Source organism: Rhodoferax sp. (genome assembly GCF_011391645.1).
GTDB lineage: Bacteria > Pseudomonadota > Gammaproteobacteria > Burkholderiales > Burkholderiaceae_C > Rhodoferax.
In genome coordinates, this window is record NZ_JAABQC010000063.1 from 1 (window position 1) to 16,628 (window position 16,628).

At 60.4% G+C, this 16,628-nt stretch carries 18 protein-coding genes; 9 read left to right on the forward strand and 9 right to left on the reverse strand.

Annotation, left to right across the window (positions count from 1 at the left end):
- Positions 1-1,437, reverse strand: a 1,437-nt coding sequence (locus tag GPS82_RS09075) for an ATP-binding protein (protein WP_296493589.1), incomplete at its 3' end; no start/stop codon positions are given.
- A gap of 123 nt (positions 1,438-1,560) precedes the next feature.
- On the opposite strand from GPS82_RS09075, the gene GPS82_RS09080 reads away from it, so the two are divergent.
- From GPS82_RS09080 to bamC, 7 genes are all read left to right on the forward strand, one after another.
- The gene (locus GPS82_RS09080) at positions 1,561-2,559 is read left to right on the forward strand and encodes a diguanylate cyclase (RefSeq protein WP_296493590.1); all 999 of its coding nucleotides are present in this window, start codon (positions 1,561-1,563) and stop codon (positions 2,557-2,559) included.
- 107 nt (positions 2,560-2,666) lie between these two features.
- Entirely contained in the window at positions 2,667-3,815 is a 1,149-nt protein-coding gene (locus GPS82_RS09085; RefSeq protein ID WP_296493592.1) for a branched-chain amino acid ABC transporter substrate-binding protein, read from the forward strand.
- Between the two features lie 51 nt (positions 3,816-3,866).
- Positions 3,867-5,087, forward strand: coding sequence for an MFS transporter (locus GPS82_RS09090; protein WP_296493594.1), 1,221 nt, complete (start codon positions 3,867-3,869; stop codon positions 5,085-5,087).
- 4 nt (positions 5,088-5,091) lie between these two features.
- A complete protein-coding gene (locus tag GPS82_RS09095; protein ID WP_296493596.1) occupies positions 5,092-5,217 on the forward strand; it encodes a hypothetical protein in 126 nt (41 codons plus the stop codon).
- Positions 5,218-5,231: 14 nt separating this feature from the next.
- A complete protein-coding gene (locus GPS82_RS09100; RefSeq protein WP_296493599.1) occupies positions 5,232-5,804 on the forward strand; it encodes a class I SAM-dependent methyltransferase in 573 nt (190 codons plus the stop codon).
- A gap of 27 nt (positions 5,805-5,831) precedes the next feature.
- Complete coding sequence (dapA, locus tag GPS82_RS09105) at positions 5,832-6,725, forward strand: 4-hydroxy-tetrahydrodipicolinate synthase (protein ID WP_296493601.1); 894 nt, start codon at positions 5,832-5,834, stop codon at positions 6,723-6,725.
- Positions 6,726-6,781: 56 nt separating this feature from the next.
- Positions 6,782-7,873, forward strand: a complete 1,092-nt coding sequence (gene bamC, locus GPS82_RS09110) for an outer membrane protein assembly factor BamC (protein ID WP_296493604.1) — start codon at positions 6,782-6,784, stop codon at positions 7,871-7,873.
- A gap of 52 nt (positions 7,874-7,925) precedes the next feature.
- Here bamC and GPS82_RS09115 read toward each other — a convergent pair whose 3' ends face one another.
- The 5 genes from GPS82_RS09115 to GPS82_RS09135 all read right to left on the reverse strand — a co-directional run bounded on the left by GPS82_RS09115 (position 7,926) and on the right by GPS82_RS09135 (position 12,738).
- A complete protein-coding gene (locus tag GPS82_RS09115) occupies positions 7,926-8,582 on the reverse strand; it encodes a nitroreductase (protein ID WP_296493656.1) in 657 nt (218 codons plus the stop codon).
- Positions 8,583-8,687: 105 nt separating this feature from the next.
- The gene (locus GPS82_RS09120) at positions 8,688-10,121 is read right to left on the reverse strand and encodes a LutB/LldF family L-lactate oxidation iron-sulfur protein (RefSeq protein WP_296493605.1); all 1,434 of its coding nucleotides are present in this window, start codon (positions 10,119-10,121) and stop codon (positions 8,688-8,690) included.
- The gene (locus tag GPS82_RS09125; RefSeq protein WP_296493607.1) at positions 10,118-10,840 is read right to left on the reverse strand and encodes an LUD domain-containing protein; all 723 of its coding nucleotides are present in this window, start codon (positions 10,838-10,840) and stop codon (positions 10,118-10,120) included. Before GPS82_RS09125 ends, GPS82_RS09120 begins: the two co-directional genes overlap by 4 nt.
- On the reverse strand, positions 10,837-11,655 hold the full coding sequence (locus GPS82_RS09130; protein WP_296493609.1) for a (Fe-S)-binding protein: 819 nt from the start codon (positions 11,653-11,655) through the stop codon (positions 10,837-10,839). Before GPS82_RS09130 ends, GPS82_RS09125 begins: the two co-directional genes overlap by 4 nt.
- Before the next feature lie 165 nt (positions 11,656-11,820).
- Positions 11,821-12,738 (reverse strand): histone deacetylase, encoded by a 918-nt coding sequence (locus GPS82_RS09135; RefSeq protein ID WP_296493612.1) that lies wholly within the window; start codon positions 12,736-12,738, stop codon positions 11,821-11,823.
- Between the two features lie 241 nt (positions 12,739-12,979).
- Between GPS82_RS09135 and phaP the strand changes: the two genes are divergently transcribed.
- The gene (phaP, locus tag GPS82_RS09140) at positions 12,980-13,522 is read left to right on the forward strand and encodes a TIGR01841 family phasin (RefSeq protein WP_296493615.1); all 543 of its coding nucleotides are present in this window, start codon (positions 12,980-12,982) and stop codon (positions 13,520-13,522) included.
- 222 nt (positions 13,523-13,744) lie between these two features.
- Here the strand turns inward: phaP and GPS82_RS09145 are convergent, their stop codons facing one another.
- On the reverse strand, positions 13,745-14,680 hold the full coding sequence (locus GPS82_RS09145) for a DHHA1 domain-containing protein (protein ID WP_296493617.1): 936 nt from the start codon (positions 14,678-14,680) through the stop codon (positions 13,745-13,747).
- A 106-nt stretch (positions 14,681-14,786) separates the two neighbouring features.
- Here GPS82_RS09145 and GPS82_RS09150 point away from each other — a divergent pair, with 106 nt between their 5' ends.
- Positions 14,787-15,083 (forward strand): 2Fe-2S iron-sulfur cluster binding domain-containing protein, encoded by a 297-nt coding sequence (locus GPS82_RS09150; RefSeq protein WP_296493646.1) that lies wholly within the window; start codon positions 14,787-14,789, stop codon positions 15,081-15,083.
- Positions 15,084-15,085: 2 nt separating this feature from the next.
- Here GPS82_RS09150 and ylqF read toward each other — a convergent pair whose 3' ends face one another.
- Positions 15,086-16,045 (reverse strand): ribosome biogenesis GTPase YlqF, encoded by a 960-nt coding sequence (ylqF, locus tag GPS82_RS09155; protein ID WP_296493650.1) that lies wholly within the window; start codon positions 16,043-16,045, stop codon positions 15,086-15,088.
- Positions 16,046-16,077: 32 nt separating this feature from the next.
- The gene (gene arfB, locus GPS82_RS09160) at positions 16,078-16,485 is read right to left on the reverse strand and encodes an alternative ribosome rescue aminoacyl-tRNA hydrolase ArfB (RefSeq protein WP_363717402.1); all 408 of its coding nucleotides are present in this window, start codon (positions 16,483-16,485) and stop codon (positions 16,078-16,080) included.
- Between the last annotated feature and the right edge of the window lie 143 nt (positions 16,486-16,628).

Below are 16,628 nucleotides of genomic sequence, written 5' to 3' on the forward strand. Positions count from 1 at the left end.
GTCGTGGATTTCATTGTTGGCAAAGAGGCGGTCGCGCTCGACTTCCCAGGTGTTCAACACCTTGCCGCGCAGGGGCAGCACCGCCTGGCTTTCCTTGTTGCGGCCCATCTTGGCACTGCCACCGGCCGAGTCGCCCTCGACCAGGAACACCTCGTTCTCGGCAATGTCGCGACTCTCGCAATCGGTCAGTTTGCCCGGCAACACCGCCACGCCCGAGCCCTTGCGTTTTTCGACCTTCTGGCCGGCTTTTTGGCGTGATTGCGCGGCCTTGATGGCGATCTCGGCCAGCTTTTTGCCGTATTCCACATTCTGGTTCAGCCACAGCTCCAGCGCCGGCCGGACGAAGTTGGACACCAGCCTCACCGCGTCGCGCGAATTCAGGCGCTCCTTGATCTGACCCTGAAACTGCGGGTCCAGCACCTTGGTGGACAGCACATAGCTGGCGCGCGCAAAAACATCGTCGGGCAGCAGCTTGACGCCCTTGGGCAGCAGCGAATGCATTTCCACAAAACTCTTGACGGCCGTGTACAGGCCATCGCGCAGGCCCGACTCGTGGGTGCCACCAGCCGGGGTCGGGATCAGGTTGACATAGCTCTCGCGCACCGGCTGGCCGTCTTCGGTAAAAGCCACACACCAGGCCACGCCTTCGCCTTCGGCAAAACTGTCATGCTGGGCATCGGCAAACCCATCCCCTTCAAACAGCGGAATCACCGGCTCGCCGGTCAGGGTTTGCGTCAAATAGTCACGCAGGCCGCCCTTGAACAGCCAGGTCTGGGTTTCTTTGGACTTTTCCTGCACCAGGGTCACCGACACGCCCGGCATCAGCACCGCCTTGCTGCGCAGCAGGTGCTCCAGATGCGCCATGGGCAAGACCATCGACTCAAAATATTTGCCATCGGGCCAGACCCGCACCGTGGTGCCCGACTTGCGCTCGCCCTCGCCTGCCGGGCGCACGATCAGGGGCTCGATCACGTCGCCGCCGGCAAACACCAGCCGTGCCACCTGGCCTTCGCGGTAAGTGGTGGCCTCCAGACGCAGCGACAAGGCATTGGTCACACTCACACCCACGCCATGCAGACCGCCGGAAAAGCTGTAGGCACCGCCTTTGCCCTTGTCAAATTTGCCACCCGCATGCAACTGGGTAAACACCAGTTCGATCACCGGCGCGTGCTCGGTCGGGTGCATGCCAAACGGGATGCCGCGGCCATCGTCTTCCACCGTGATCGAACCGTCGGTGTGCACGATGGTCTTGATCTTCCTGCCGTGCCCGGCCAGCGCTTCGTCAGCCGCGTTGTCGAGCACTTCCTGAATGACGTGCATCGGGTTGTCGGTGCGGGTGTACATGCCCGGGCGCTGTTTGACGGGCTCCAGCCCTTTCAGAACACGGATCGAGTTCTCGGAATATTCAGGATTGGTGGTGGAGGGTTTGGTGGCCATAGCCGGGCATTGTAATCAGGCAGCATTCAAACAACTGGATGAATCATCAGCTCTCGTGGACAGTGCGCGGGCCGGGCTTGGCTCACCTTTTGGTCCTTGAAGCATAATCATCGGCGAACGCTCATGAGTACACTCAAAGTCATTGCCAGCCACGCGCTGTTGCAGCATGAGATACCCAACTTGCAGGGGTTGATAGAGGTGTGTCTCGACCACATGAACGATGCCATCGTGATCACCGAGGCAGACCCCATCAGCACCCCCGGCCCGCGAATTGTCTGGGTCAACAAGATTTTTTATGAGCGCAACGGCTACAGCCCGCAAGAGGTGATTGGCAACACGCCGCGCATGCTGCAGGGGCCGGGCACCGACCGCGCCACGCTTGACCGGGTGCGCGAGGCGCTTGCCAAATGGCAGCCCATCCGCGCAGAATTGTTGAATTACCGCAAGGACGGAACGTCCTACTGGAATGAGTTTGAGATTGTGCCGGTGGCCAACGAGCAAGGCTGTTTTACCCATTGGGTGTCCGTGCAGCGCGACACCACCGAGCGCAGGCAGATGGAAGAACGGGTATTCCAACTTGCCTTTTATGACCCGCTTACCCAGTTGCCCAATCGGCGTCTGCTCGAGGACCGCCTGAGCCAAACCCTGGCAGCCAGCAAACGCAGCGGCCGTTATGGCGCCCTGATGTTTCTGGATCTGGATAATTTCAAAGTCGTCAACGACAGCCATGGGCATGACGTTGGTGATGCGCTGTTGCGCCAGGTGGCCAGTCAACTGAAGACCTGTGTGCGTGAAATTGACACCGTGTCACGCTTCGGCGGTGATGAATTCGTGGTGCTGCTCAGTGACTTGTACGCGGACCAGGCGGCTTCTGTCCAGCGGGCGGGCGTCATTGCTGAAAAAATCAGGGCCAGCATCGCCCGGCCCTACACGCTTGCCGTCAGTGACCGCGGGCAGACGGAGCAACGCCTTGACTACCACTGCTCCGCCAGCATCGGCGTGGTCATGTTCATGGGCCAGCGGGCGACACCCATTGACCTGATGAAGCGGGCTGACACCGCGATGTACCAAGCCAAAAATGCCGGCCGCAATGCGATCCGGTTCTATCAGCCACCCGGGTAATGTCCTCGCTGCGCCAGTTCGTGGCCGGGGAGTAACATCAGCACATCAGGGAAAACCCTGATATCGCTTCGTTTTTTACCTGAAACCCTGTCCATTGACCCTTGACCATGAAATCCAATTCCTTCCACTATTTTTCGCTTCGCCTGACCGCCTGTGCGGTGCTGGGGCTCACTTCGGCCCTTGCCAGCGCCCAGGATGTGCAGACCGTGCGGATCGCTCACGCCGGCCCGACTTCGGGGGGCATCGCCCACATCGGCAAAGACACCGAAAACGGCGTGCGCATGGCGATTGACGAACTCAACACCCAGGCCATCGTGATTGGCGGCAAGAAAATCAAATTTGAACTGGCGGCCGAGGACGACGCGGGTGATCCGCGCCAGGCAACCGCCGTGGCACAAAAGCTGTGCGACTCCAAAGTGGCTGGCGTGGTGGGCCACTTGCAGTCGGGCACCACCATCCCCGCCTCCTCCATCTACAACAAGTGCGATCTGCCGCACATCACGGTGGCAGCCACCAACCCCGACGTGACCAAGCGCGGCTACGCCACCACTTTTCGCCTGATTGCCGACGACAACGCGCTGGGTGCGGCACTCGCCGTGTATGCCAGTGACAGCCTCAAGCTCAAGACGGTTGCCGTCATTGATGACCGCACGGCCTATGGCCAGGGTTTGGCCAATGTCTTCAAGGCCACCGCCAAACAAAAGGGCATGCAGGTTGTGGCCGAAGAGTTCACCACCGACAAGGCCACCGATTTCATGGCCATCCTGACCAACATCAAGAGCAAGAAGCCAGATGCCATCTTCTATGGCGGCCTCGACTCCCAGGCCGGCCCCATGCTGCGCCAGATGGCGCAACTGGGCATGGTCAATATGAAGTTTTTTGGCGGTGACGGGCTGTGCACCGAGAAGTTGGCCGAGCTTTCCGGCAAGGCAACCACCTTGAAAAACGCGACCTGCGCCACCGGCGGCGCCTCGGTGCAAAAAATGCAGGGCGGCGCGGCCTGGAAGAAGAAATACGACGCCCGCTTTCCTGGCCAGTTCCAGATTTACAGCCCGTATGCCTACGACGCCACCTTTGTTCTGGTGGACGCCATGAAGCGCGCCCAATCCGTCGAGCCCACGGTCTACACCCCGTTCATCGGCAAGACCAAGCTCAAGGGCATCACCGCCAACATCGCCTTCACCCCGAAAAACGAGCTGACGGTTCCCGCCGTGACGCTGTACTCGTACAAGGACAACGTGCGCGCAGAGCACTGAGGTTCAATGCCCGGCGGGTGAAGGGCTGGCATAGTTCGGTATATTCCAGCCATGTCGCATCCCGCCAAAACGCTTTCCATGAACCAGGTCCTGCTGTGCGGCGCCGCCATCATCACCATTTCCATGGGCGTCCGGCACGGCTTTGGGCTGTGGCTGCAGCCCATGACACAAGAGCTGAACTGGAGCCGCGAAACCTTTGCCTTTGCCTTTGCCATTCAAAACCTGGTGTGGGGCTTTACCGGCATTTTTGCCGGCATGCTGGCCGACCGCTTTGGCGCTTTTCGCGTTCTCGTGGGTGGCGCTTTGCTTTATGCCCTGGGGCTGCTGGGCATGGCCCATGCCACCACCGCGCTGATGCTAAGCTTGAGCGCCGGGGTGCTGATTGGCATGGCGCAAGCGGGCACCACCTACGCCATCGTTTACGGCGTGATTGGCCGCAACATCAGCGCCAGCAAGCGCTCCTGGGCCATGGGTGTGGCGGCGGCGGCGGGCTCGTTTGGCCAGTTCCTGATGGTGCCGACCGAAGGTTTTTTGATTGACAGCCTGGGCTGGCAGCAGGCCCTGGTGGCGCTGGCGCTGACGGCGCTGCTGATCATGCCGCTGGCCTGGGGCTTGCGTGAGCCGCATTTCAGGGCTGGCGCCGGGCATTTTCGCGAGCAGTCCATCATGCAGGCGCTGCGCGAGGCCTTTCACTACCGCAGCTTCCAGTTGCTGATGGCCGGTTATTTTGTCTGCGGCTTCCAGGTGGTTTTCATTGGCGTGCACATGCCGAGCTACCTGAAAGACCAGGGGCTGGCATCCAATGTGGCGAGCATCTCGCTGGCGCTGATCGGCCTGTTCAATGTGTTTGGCACCTACGCCGCAGGCGTGCTGGGCCAGCGTATGCAGAAAAAAAACATTCTGGCCTTCATTTACCTGTCGCGCGCCGTCGTCATCAGCATCTTCTTGCTGGTGCCCCTGTCGCCCATGAGCGTGTATGGGTTCTCTGCGGTGATGGGCACGTTGTGGCTGTCCACCGTGCCGCCGACCAACGCCACCGTGGCGCAGATTTTTGGCGTGGCGCATTTTTCCATGCTCGGCGGCTTTGTCTTTTTCAGCCACCAGATCGGCTCGTTCATGGGCGTCTGGCTGGGCGGCTACTTGTTTGACCGCACCGGCAGTTACGACATCGTCTGGTACATCGCGATTGCACTGGGCGTGCTGGCCGCGCTGGTCAACCTGCCCATCAAAGAGGCGCCGATTGTGCGCACACCGGTGCCCCAGGGGGCCTGACACCATGAAGCCGGTCCAGAAAATATTGCTCTACACCAGCTTGGCTGTGGTGCTGGGGCTGGTGTTTGCCATGTACACGCGGCCCGACTTTGTCATGACGCTGGCCAACCAGGTTTGGGGTTGCTTTTAGTGCCTGATCACCATGTGAGTCAACCCTCCGACTGGGTGCTACGCTGGCAACATTTGCTGCCTGCGGGCGGGCGCGTGCTGGACGTGGCCTGCGGCTCGGGTCGCCACATGGTCTGGCTGAGCCAAAAGGGTCTTGTGTGCACCGGCATCGACCGTTCGGCTGAGGCGCTGGCAGCAGCCAGCCGCTACGGCCATGCGGTTCAGGCGGACATTGAAGGCGGCCCTTGGCCCCTGATTAAAAACGGTTTGCCGCAAACCTTTGACGTGGTGCTGGTCACCAATTACCTGTGGCGACCGCTGTTCCCAGTGCTGCTGCAAAGCCTGGCACCCGGCGGCATTTTGCTTTATGAGACTTTTGCGCAGGGTAACGAGACTGTGGGCAAGCCGTCCCGGCCCGATTTTTTGCTGCAAACCGGCGAATTGCTTCAACTTTGCAATGGCCTGCGCATTGTCGCGTTTGAAGATGGTTTTCTGCCCAACCCCGAACGCTTTGTGCAGCGCATTGCCGCCATCAAGCCAAACCCCCAGGCGGCTGATGCTGGGCCAGCAGGACGCCAACCCGCGCGTTACCCACTCTCGCTAAAATGAGCGGCTAATTCATTTACCCAGCAAAAGATGTCACATTCAAAGCCTAGCCTCACCGGCAGTATTGTTGCCCTGGTCACCCCCATGCATCCTGACGGCAGTGTGGACTACCCGGCGCTGCGCAAGCTGATCGACTGGCACATTGCCGAGGGAACGGATTGCATTGGCGTGGTCGGCACCACCGGCGAGTCGCCCACCGTCAGCGTGGAAGAACACCGCGAAATCATCCGGGTGGCCGTTGAACAAGCCGCCCGGCGCGTGCCCATCATGGCCGGCTGCGGCTCCAACTGCACAGCCGAGGCCATTGAACTGGCCAAGTTCGCCAAAAAAGTGGGAGCCGATTGCCAGTTGCAGGTGGTGCCCTACTACAACAAGCCAACGCAAGAAGGCCAATACCAGCACTTCAAGGCCATTGCCGAAGCCGTTGATCTGCCCATGGTGCTGTACAACGTGCCCGGACGCACGGTCGCCGACATGACACTCGACACCGTGCTGCGCCTGACCCAGGTGCCCGGTATTGTCGGCATCAAGGAAGCCACTGGCGACATTGGCCGCGCCCAATGGCTGATTCGTGAAGCCCCCAGCGACTTCGCCATTTATTCTGGCGACGACCCCACCGCCGTGGCGCTGATGCTGTGCGGCGGGCATGGCAACATCAGCGTGACGGCCAATGTGGCCCCGCGCCTGATGCACGAGTTGTGCCTGGCGGCACTGGCCGGTGATGTCAAACGCGCGATGGAAATTCAATTCAAATTGATGCCGCTGCACAAAAACCTGTTTGTCGAAGCCAACCCCATTCCGGTGAAGTGGGCCGTGGCGCGCATGAACCTGTGCGGTGGTACGCTGCGCCTGCCCATGACCGAACTGACCCCGGCCAGTGTGCCGGTGGTCGAGGCTGCCTTGCGCGACGTTGGCCTGCTTTGATGCCAGGCTGGCCCGCTTTCTCTCGCTGAAACAACATTTGACCCGAAGGAATTTTTGTGAACCCTATTTCCAGACTTGCACTCCTTGGCCTGAGCCTGACCCTGGGTGCCTGCAGCATCACCGCCTTGGAGGGCGACAAGGTCGACTACAAGAGCGCCGCCGGCAAAACACCTTCGCTTGAGGTTCCACCCGACATGACCCAGCTGTCGCGCGAATCGCGCTATGTGGTGCCCGGTGGAGCTGTCACCGCGTCTGGTTATCAGATCGGCCAGGCCAGCAATCCGACCATACCCACTGCGACCACCTCATTGGGCGATGTGCGCGTGGAACGTGCCGGCAACCAGCGCTGGCTGGTGATCAGCCGGCCCGCCGACAAACTGTGGGAACCCGTCAAGGACTTCTGGCAGGAGAATGGTTTCTTGCTGGTGATGGATCAGGCCAATCTGGGCATCATGGAAACCGATTGGGCCGAGAACCGGGCCAAAATTCCGCAGGACATCATCCGCAGCACGATTGGCAAGGTGTTTGATTCCCTGTACTCCACCGGTGAGCGTGACAAGTTTCGCACCCGGCTGGAGCGCAATGCCAGCGGCGGCACCGACATTTTCATCAGCCACCGCGGCATGATCGAGGTCTACAGCAGCACGGCCAAAGACCAGACCGTGTGGCAGCCCCGCGCCGCCGACCCCGAACTTGAAGCCGAGTTTCTGCGCCGCCTGATGGTCAAACTGGGTGTCTCCCAAGAGCAATCCAAAGCCCTGGTAGCCGCTGGCGCGACCAGCAAAAGCGCCCAGATTGAAACCATCAACGGTCAACCCGTGGTGCGCCTGGAGGAGGGCTTTGACCGCGCCTGGCGCCGGGTCGGCCTCGCCCTGGACCGCACCAACTTCACCGTGGAAGACCGCGACCGCAGCAAAGGCATCTATTTTGTGCGCTATGTTGCGCCCAATGCCGACACGGCGGAACCCGGCTTCCTTGGCAAGCTTTTTGGTGGCTCCAAGCCGGGAAATGCGCCACAAAAATTCAGGGTTTCGGTGGTCAGCGTGGACAGCGCCAGCACGGTGTCGGTGCAAAACGCCGACGGCAGCGCCGCGGTGCCTGCCGACGCGCAACGCATCGTCAAAGTGTTGGCGGAAGACCTGAAGTAACAGAAAAGGCGACCGTCACGGCGAACCTGGCGTTCGCAATGACGTCGCTGACTCACTCCAGCCAGTGGGTGAACTCTGACACTGTCAGCCGCGGGGTGTGGAAGCCATTCACCGGCTCGCCCGCTTGCGCGTAACCCAGCGACATGCCGCACACCAGCATTTCATCGGCGCCCGCGCCAATGTGCGGCAGGATGATGCTGGCAAAACCGTTCCAGGCCGCCTGCGGGCAGGTGTGCAGGCCACGGGCGCGCGCCGCCACCATGATGTTCTGCAAAAACATGCCGTAATCAAGCAGCGAGCCGCGCCCCATGATCCGGTCGATGGTGAACATCAGGCCCACCGGCGCGTCAAAAAACTTGTAATTGCGCTGGTGCTGCGCGTGCATCTTGTCCTTGTCGCCCTTGCCAATGCCGAGCAGGTTGTACAAACCCCAGCCGTTTTCGCGGCGCCGGTCGATGTAGGGGCTGACCCACTTTTCTGGGTAATAGTCATATTCTTCCCGGTACCGGGCGGCCAGCGCCGGGTCGGCACGCAGCGCATCGTGGGCGGCGCAGACCTTTTCCACCAGCGTGTCGCGGCTTTGGCCTTGCAGCACATAGACCTTCCAGGGCTGGGTGTTGGTGCCCGACGGGGCCCGGCTCGCCACCTGCAGAATATCCTGCAGGGCCTGTCGCGGCACGGGTTCCTGGGTAAAGGCACGCACTGACATGCGCGACGTGATGGCGGTATCGACGGTGGCGACGTGCAGGTCTGAGTCAGGCAAATTTTCAGTGGCCAAAGGCATTTCTCCAAAACTGTTGTGCGGGCTTGATGCTCATGATTTTCGCTCTTTCAGCAGGTCGCGCAGGCGTTTGGGTGCGGGCACCAGCGGCGTGCGGCTGCGCGTCCAGGCACCCTGGTCTGAGGGCGACAAGGCCCGGCCGCGGCTCATGAACCACGACGCCAGCTTGTACAGCCCGGAGCGACCGTAGACTTGCGCCCAGACATTCCAGACCGCGGTGCTGGCTGCCGTGCGCCCGGCACCACTGCCGCGCAGCGTGGCGTCTTCGCTTTCGGGCTTGACCTGCGATTCGTTGCGCAGGCGCACCAGGATGTCGGTGATCGGGATCTTCACCGGGCACACCTCGACACAAGCGCCGCACAACGTGGAGGCAAAGGCCAGCGGATAGGTGGCGTCAAGGCCCAGCATGTGCGGCGAGATGATGGCGCCAATCGGGCCCGGGTAGGTGGTGCCGTAGGCGTGGCCGCCAATGCGGGCATACACCGGGCAATGGTTCATGCAGGCGCCGCAGCGGATGCATTTGAGGGTTTCGCGCAGTTCTTCGTCGGCATAGGCTTGCGTGCGACCATTGTCGAGCAGGATCAGGTGCACCTCCTCAGGCCCGTCTTTTTCACCGGGCTTGCGCGGGCCGCTGATCAGGTTGAAGTAGGTGGTGACCGCCTGACCCGTGGCCGAGCGTGACAGCAGGCTGTACAGCGGGGCCACGTGTTCGAGCTTCTCCACCACTTTTTCGATGCCGGTGATGGCAATGTGCACCTTGGGCACGGTGGTGCACATGCGGCCATTGCCCTCGTTTTCCACCAGACACAAGGTGCCGGTATCAGCCACACAAAAGTTGACGCCAGAGAGGCCGATGTCGGCATCGGCAAACTTGCGCCGCAGCACCCGGCGGCCAATGCGGATCAGCGCATCGACATCTTCGGTGTAGGCCACACCCGGAATTTCCTTGGCAAACAGCTCGGCAATGGCCTGCTTGGTCTTGTGGATGGCCGGCATGATGATGTGCGACGGCGCCTCGCCGGCCAGTTGCACGATGTACTCGCCCATGTCTGACTCGAGGGCCTCGATGCCGGCGGCTTCCATGGCGTGGTTGAAACCCACCTCCTCGCTCACCATCGACTTGCCCTTGATCACACGCTTGGCGTTGACGCGGCGGGCAATGCCCAGCGCAATGGCGTTGGCTTCCTCGGAGTTTTGCGCCCAGTGCACCTGGATGCCATTGGCGGTGAGCCGGTCTTCGAGCCGCTCCAGCAAAGCCGGCAGGTGGGCCAGGCTGTAGCGGCGAATTTGTGAGCCAAGCTCGCGCAGGCCCTGCAATTCGTCCTGGTCCGGGAACTGGGCGCGGCGCTTAGCCTGCAAAAAGTCCATGGCACCGCGGAAATTCTTGCGCTGCCCCAGATCATTGAGCACGTCACGGCTGCGCTCCTTGAAGTCTTCCATCGGATGGATTTTGATGACCTGGCTCATGCGGCTGCTCCTGGTTGGAAGGGATCGGCGTGGCACAACAGCACCACCAGCTCACGCGGGCCATGGGCGCCGTAGGCCAGCGTTTGCTGAATGTCGGCGGTCTTGGACGGACCGCAAATCAACAGCGCATTGGTGGGCAGGTTGTCGTTCCAGCCCTCGGACGTCATTGCCGAATAAAAATCAGAATGGATGGTTGCCGGGTCGAGCAGCACAAAATGCACCGACGGCACCAGCGACATCAGCCGGGGCTCTGCGGGCGTGGGCCACAGGATCAGGCTGCCAATCTCGGCAATGGCGCTTTTGGCGATTGTCAGGGAGGCATCCACCTCATCAAACAGCACATCCCGCCAGGAGTCGATGGACTCGGCATAACGCTTGAGTTCAAGGTTGACGGGCTGGCGCGCCTCCAGTTCGGCACCGTGTGGTGTGTCGGCGCCAATCAGCAGATTGCGCAGTCCCTTGGCGGCGACCAAACGCAGCAAGAGTTCGGGCCAGTCGGCAGCTGTGGTGTCATGCACCTCGGTTTTGACGGCTTCCAGGGCAGCGCGCAGTCGGGTCACGCGCTGGGCTGTGTCTTCGTGGCGCTGGCGCGCTTCAAACCAGGCGCTCACATCAGGCAGCGGCAGTGGCGCTGGCGTGGCCGGGGCACGCAGACGCGCCAGGATGCTGCTGCGCGCGTTGGCTTCGGCCGCGCCGGTGGGGTTCAAGCTGGCGTTCATGCGGCGTCTCCAGTGGTGGTTTGCTGCGTCGTTCGGCGCCACAAAAAGCTCGCCAGGTGCTCACCCGGCAGGGTGGGCTTGGGCAAGCCCGCCAATTCATCCTGCTTGGCGGCGCGGCCGGTGATGTTGAGCATGCAGCCGCAGTCGGCACTCACCACCAACCCGGCGCCGGTGTCGCGGATGGCGGCCACCTTGTCGTTGACGATGGCCTCGGAAATGTCGGGGTAGCGCATGGCAAAGGTGCCGCCGAAGCCGCAGCACTCCTCAATGCGCACCTGCTCCTTTACCGTCACCTGGGCCATGCTGTCGAGCAGCGCCACACTGGTCTCGTGCGCGCCCATTTCGCGGCGCGCGTGGCACGAGGTGTGCAGCGCGATGGTGCAGGGCGCGCCAAGGTCGGGCTGGCTGAAATTCACCACATGCACCAGGAATTCACTGAGCTCATACACCCGCTCTGACAGATCCACGGCTTTGGCGTGCAACACCGGGTCGTCGGCAAACAGGTGCGGGTAATGCTTGCGGATCATGCCGCCGCAGGAGCCCGACGGAATCACCACCGGCCAGGACTCGACAAACAGGTTCAGTTGCTGCAGGGCCACGGCGCGCGCCTCATCCGGGAAGCCGCTGCTGTGGGCTGGCTGACCGCAACAGGTTTGCGCTTCCAGGTAGTGCACGCGGATACCTTCGCGCTCCAGCAGATTCACCGTGTCAAGGCCCGCCTCGGGCGTGAACTGGTCAATCAGGCAGGTGGCAAACAGGTATACATCGGTCGGCTTTTGCGGGTAAGTTCGCGCTTCAAAAGTGGTCGTCGCCATGAATCAGTCTCCTCGTTGTTGCATGCGTTTGGCAGGCAGAAGCGGATTGTGAAACATTTAGCCGCGTCGTTCTTGTGATATTCGCATTGTTGACTTTTTAATAATTTCAATTGCCGGGCGGCAGTCAATGCCCCGGTTCCCGGATGGCGCTGCGCTGCATCCGGTCTACTGCCAGCGCTGGGCATAGGACAGGCCCGCACGGAAGGTGCGCAATTGAATCTGGACAGTCTCTTCAATTTGCCTGCCATAGCCACCCGCCATCACAAACACCACCGGAATCCGACGCTGAAAACACCAGTCAAACACCCGCCGATCGCGCGCCTCCAGTCCATCCTGGGTCAAGGCCAGGCGTCCCAGGCGATCGCCCGCATAAGGATCTGCGCCGGCCAGGTACAGCACCAGGCCGGGCTCAAAGCGCTGGCTCAATTCGAGCAGCGCCTGCTCCAGCGCAGCCAGGTAATCCGCATCACCACAGCCATCGGCCAGGGCCACATCCAGATCGCCGGTTTCCTTGCGAAACGGAAAGTTCTTGTCGCCATGCAGTGACAGCGTGAACACGCTGCTGTCGCTCTGGAATATGTGCGCCGTGCCATTGCCCTGATGCACATCCAGATCAATCACCGCCACTTTCAGTGGCAGCCGGTTGTGCCGCTGCCACTCCGCTTGCGCCAGGCGCGCCGCCACCGCCACATCATTAAAAACGCAAAAGCCACCGCCCTTGCCGGCATAGGCATGGTGGGTGCCGCCAGCCAAGTTGGCGGCCACGCCGGTTTGCTGCGCTGCACGCACTGCCGCCACCGTGGCACCCACCGAGCGCCGCGCCCGCGCCACCATAAATTCGCTCCAGGGAAAACCGATTTCGCGCATGGCCGCCGCACTGATCCCGCCGCTCACCAGGCTTTCAATGTACTCAGGTGTGTGCACCAGGGCCAGTTGACCGTCGCTGGCAGCGGGCGCCTCCAGCAGCGCCACAGCGGGCAACTGCTGTGCGATGGCCTCATGCAGCATGGCGTACTTGGCCATCGGGAAGCGATGCCCCGGTGGTAACGGCAAAACGAAATGGTCTGAGTAAAAAGCTTGCATGGCGGTATTTTGGCTTGATGACAAAGCCGGCATTTTGAGACCTTGCGGGTCAGACCATTCGCGCAGCGACATGCCCCAACTGATTAGGAAAGCGTCTCTAAATTGCTGCAATGCAACAAAAAAGACTTGCGCAGACCCGGGATAACCCTATAATTCAACCCATGCTGCACTGCAACATGAACCGGGATCCACCCAGTTTCGGCGCAGATACCCTTTTACTTTAACTTCTGGAGAATTGAATATGCTGACCGTAGAACAAGTCATGGCCTCACAAAAAGCCAACGTCGAAACCCTGTTGGGCCTCACTTCCAAAGCCTTCGAAGGCGTGGAAAAGATTGTTGAACTCAACCTGAGCGCTTCCAAAGCCGCTCTGGCTGAAACCGGCGACACCGCCAAGGCCATGCTGAGCGCGAAAGACGCACAAGAGTTGCTGGCACTGCAATCCAGCCTGCTGCAACCCTTGGCTGAAAAGACTGCTGCTTACAGCCGTCACCTGTACGAGATTGCCACGGGCGCTTCCAGCGAGTTCACCAAGGCTTTCGAAGCCCAGACTGCCGAAGCCCAGCAACAATTTGCAGGCATGGTTGACGCCGCTGCCAAAAACGCACCGGCCGGCTCGGAAACCGCTGTTGCCATGATGAAGAGCTCGGTGGCTGCCGCTACCAACGCCCTTGAATCCGTGCAAAAAGCTGTCAAGCAAGCAACCGACGTCGCTGAAGCCAACTTCAACACCATGGCTTCTTCCGCAACCAGCGCAGCCAAGACCGCCACTAAAAAGCGTTAATTGATTGACACCGGCAAGTCGGTACCCTCCTCGTTTTTTAGGGTCTTGACTTTAATACCGAGGGGAAACCCTGACTTGCTTGGTATGATTTGAAACATTGAAAGCGAAAGTTTTCCACCAGTTGTCTCCTCGGGTCCTTTCGAAACCTTCAGGTTCAGGGACTCCTTAGGGCCGATCGCAAGATCGGCCCTTTTTTTGTCTGGGTTTTGTCGCCGACCTTGATTACGCCAGCGCCACAAGAGCGCTTGAGGTCAAGGTTCCTCTGAGCAGCTCGGGCAGGCGATCAACCGCCATTTTGAAGCCGCAGGCTTGCGCATGACCTCCACCGCCCATGCTGGCGGCCAGGGGGATGCAATTGAAGCCGGACTTGGAGCGCAAGCCACACTTGACCATCTGGTTCTTATCCACACTCCAGAGCAATGCAAATGTGCCCGACTTCTGGCACAGAAGGTCTCCCACCAGACTGTGAAAGACGCCAGGCGCATTGACCATCAGTCCGGTGACGCCATTGAACACCAGAGGGCTGGCGTGCTCGGCGATCAGTTCGGCCAGTTTGGAAAATTTCTCATCCATGGCATGACCGCGCTCGATAAAGTGCTCCAGTTGCCGGGCATCAAACTCGGCAATCTGGTGCCAGCGCTCAAACTCAAACGGCTCCATGTCCAGCGCCGCCAGAAATGCAGGGCTTTCCGGGTAACGCCAGAGCCAGATGTCTCGGTCTTCGACAAACCGGATCAGCGCCGGCATTGGTTTTTCAGGTTGAAAAAACTCCCAGGCCAGGTGTGACCCTGACTTTTTCATGTCAAAGTGGACCACGCCACAGCGGCAGCGAAAACCAGTCAGCTTTTCCGCCGCACTCAGGTGGTGGTCCAGCATGACCAGTTTGGCCGCGCGTTCTTCAATGGCGCGCAGAATGTGTTCCGCAAACGAAAAATCCAGGATATAAACGGCGCGCCCGCCGAGCGCAGGCAGATCATCCACCGACTTGACATCGCCATGATCCAGCCCCAAAAACTCGGCTTTACCCTCGTAATACAGCCAAGCCGCCAGGGCTGCGGCAAAACCGTCCGGGCAATTGTGGCCGTGGTACAGAATGAGTGGCTGGGGATCGCTGCGATCAGGTTTGATCAGCAGATTCAGGGGCAATATAGTTTTCATAGCGAGGTGGTTGATTCATCGTGGATTTTACAGTTCAGTATTGATAGCATTCAGTGCAAACGCAACAGCGTTAAATGGCTATTTTGATGCTTCATATAATCCAATAATGAGTAATGACGACACACCGAAGCTGTTCATCGGCCACGCCGAACCCGATCGCCAGCAATTTGATGCCTGGTCCAACCAGCCCTTGCTATTGTCCATCGAACAGGGCGGCATTGACTGGCCAAGCTCATGCCGCAACGGCACTTGTCGCACCTGTTTCAGCAAGCTTGAGAGTGGGCAGGTGCACTACGACATCGAGTGGCCAGGCTTGAGCGCCGACGAAAAGGACGAAGGCTTTGTGCTGCCTTGCGTGGCTTTTCCCTGTTCGGACGTGGTGCTGCGCCACGAAGCCTTTTGACTTCAACGTGATGGACGCAAGTCAGGGCGCGGGATTTTCTTGAACCTGATCTTGCGGTCAAGTTCAATGGCGTCTTTTTTAACCTGACGCTCGGCATCCAGGGTTTTCCCCAGCGCCAGCCACTTGGCAAACTCCTCAGGCGTTTCCAGCGTCATGCGACCCAGCACACCCGAGCGAAAATCGTAAATTGCAATCTCGGCAGCCTTCTGCAAATTGATCTTCTGGCCACCCTGCAGCGCGCCGCGTTGACGGCCAATGGCCTCCAGCAATGCTTCGTCGGTCAGGGCGGCAACACCTTCCAGCCTGAAGCGTGCCTCCAGCAGCGCCGGATAATGCGTTTTCAAATAGTCCAGCAGTTCCAGCGCCACCTCCTCTTCGTCAAACGCGTTGCGGCCAATGGCGCCGCTGGCGGCCAGGTTGTAACCGCTCTTGGCCACGATGATGCGCGGCCAGAGAATGCCCGGTGTGTCGTACAGATAGAAGTCAGGCGCCAGACTGATGCGCTGCTCCAGCTTGGTAATGCCGGCTTCATCACCCGTCTTGGCGGCGCGTTTGGCCGTCAAGGTATTGATCAGGGTCGATTTGCCCACGTTGGGAATGCCGCAAATCAGCACCCGCATCGGCTTGACCATGCCACCCCGGTTGGGCGCGAGTTCAAAACAGGCCTTGATCAGCGCCTTGGCAGGCGCGGCCATGCTGGCATCCAGCCCGATGGCACGGGTGCCGCTTTGGGCGTTGTAATGCGCCAGCCATTGTTCGGTGCGCTGCGGATCGGCCAGATCCTGCTTGTTCAGCACCTTGAGCGCCGGTTTGCCCTGCGTGAGTTCAGCCAGCATCGGGTTGGCGCTGGAGCCCGGCAGGCGCGCATCGAGTAACTCGATCACCACATCGATATTTTTGATGCGCTGGCAAATAGCCTTTTGCGTCAGGTGCATATGCCCTGGAAACCATTGAATTGCCATGTTTTTATCGATCCAGTTGGAGCCGCAGCCCGTCAATGCTCATGCTGAACGCGGGCCCGCGTGGCCTTGACCTCGGAGCGCTGCGTTTTGGCCTGGCGCACCCGCTTGACCGCGGCCTGTGTCGGTCTGGTCGGTTTGCGATTTTTGGGTGGTTGCGCCACACTGTTGACCAGCTCGTGTAGGCGGATCAGCGCGTCAAAGCGGTTCATTTCCTGGGTGCGGTGCTGCTGCGCTTTCAGCACCAGCACACCTTCTTTGGTGATGCGGCTGTCATGCAGCGCCAGCAACCGTTCCTTGACGTCGTCGGGCAGGCTGGATGCGGCAATGTCAAAGCGCAAATGGATTGCACTCGACACCTTGTTGACATTCTGCCCGCCCGCGCCCTGGGCCCGGATGGCGCTTAAGCTCACCTCGTCTTCTGGGACGTGCAAGGGTTCGATCACGACAGTGCCAATGCCTCTGGCGCATGCACGTAGCGCGCCACAAATGCACCCACCGCGCTCTCTGGCAGCGCCAGCCACACGGTGTGGCCGCTGCCTGGCGCCACTGCCACCGGGTCGCCGTCAGCGCTTTCCATGCGCTT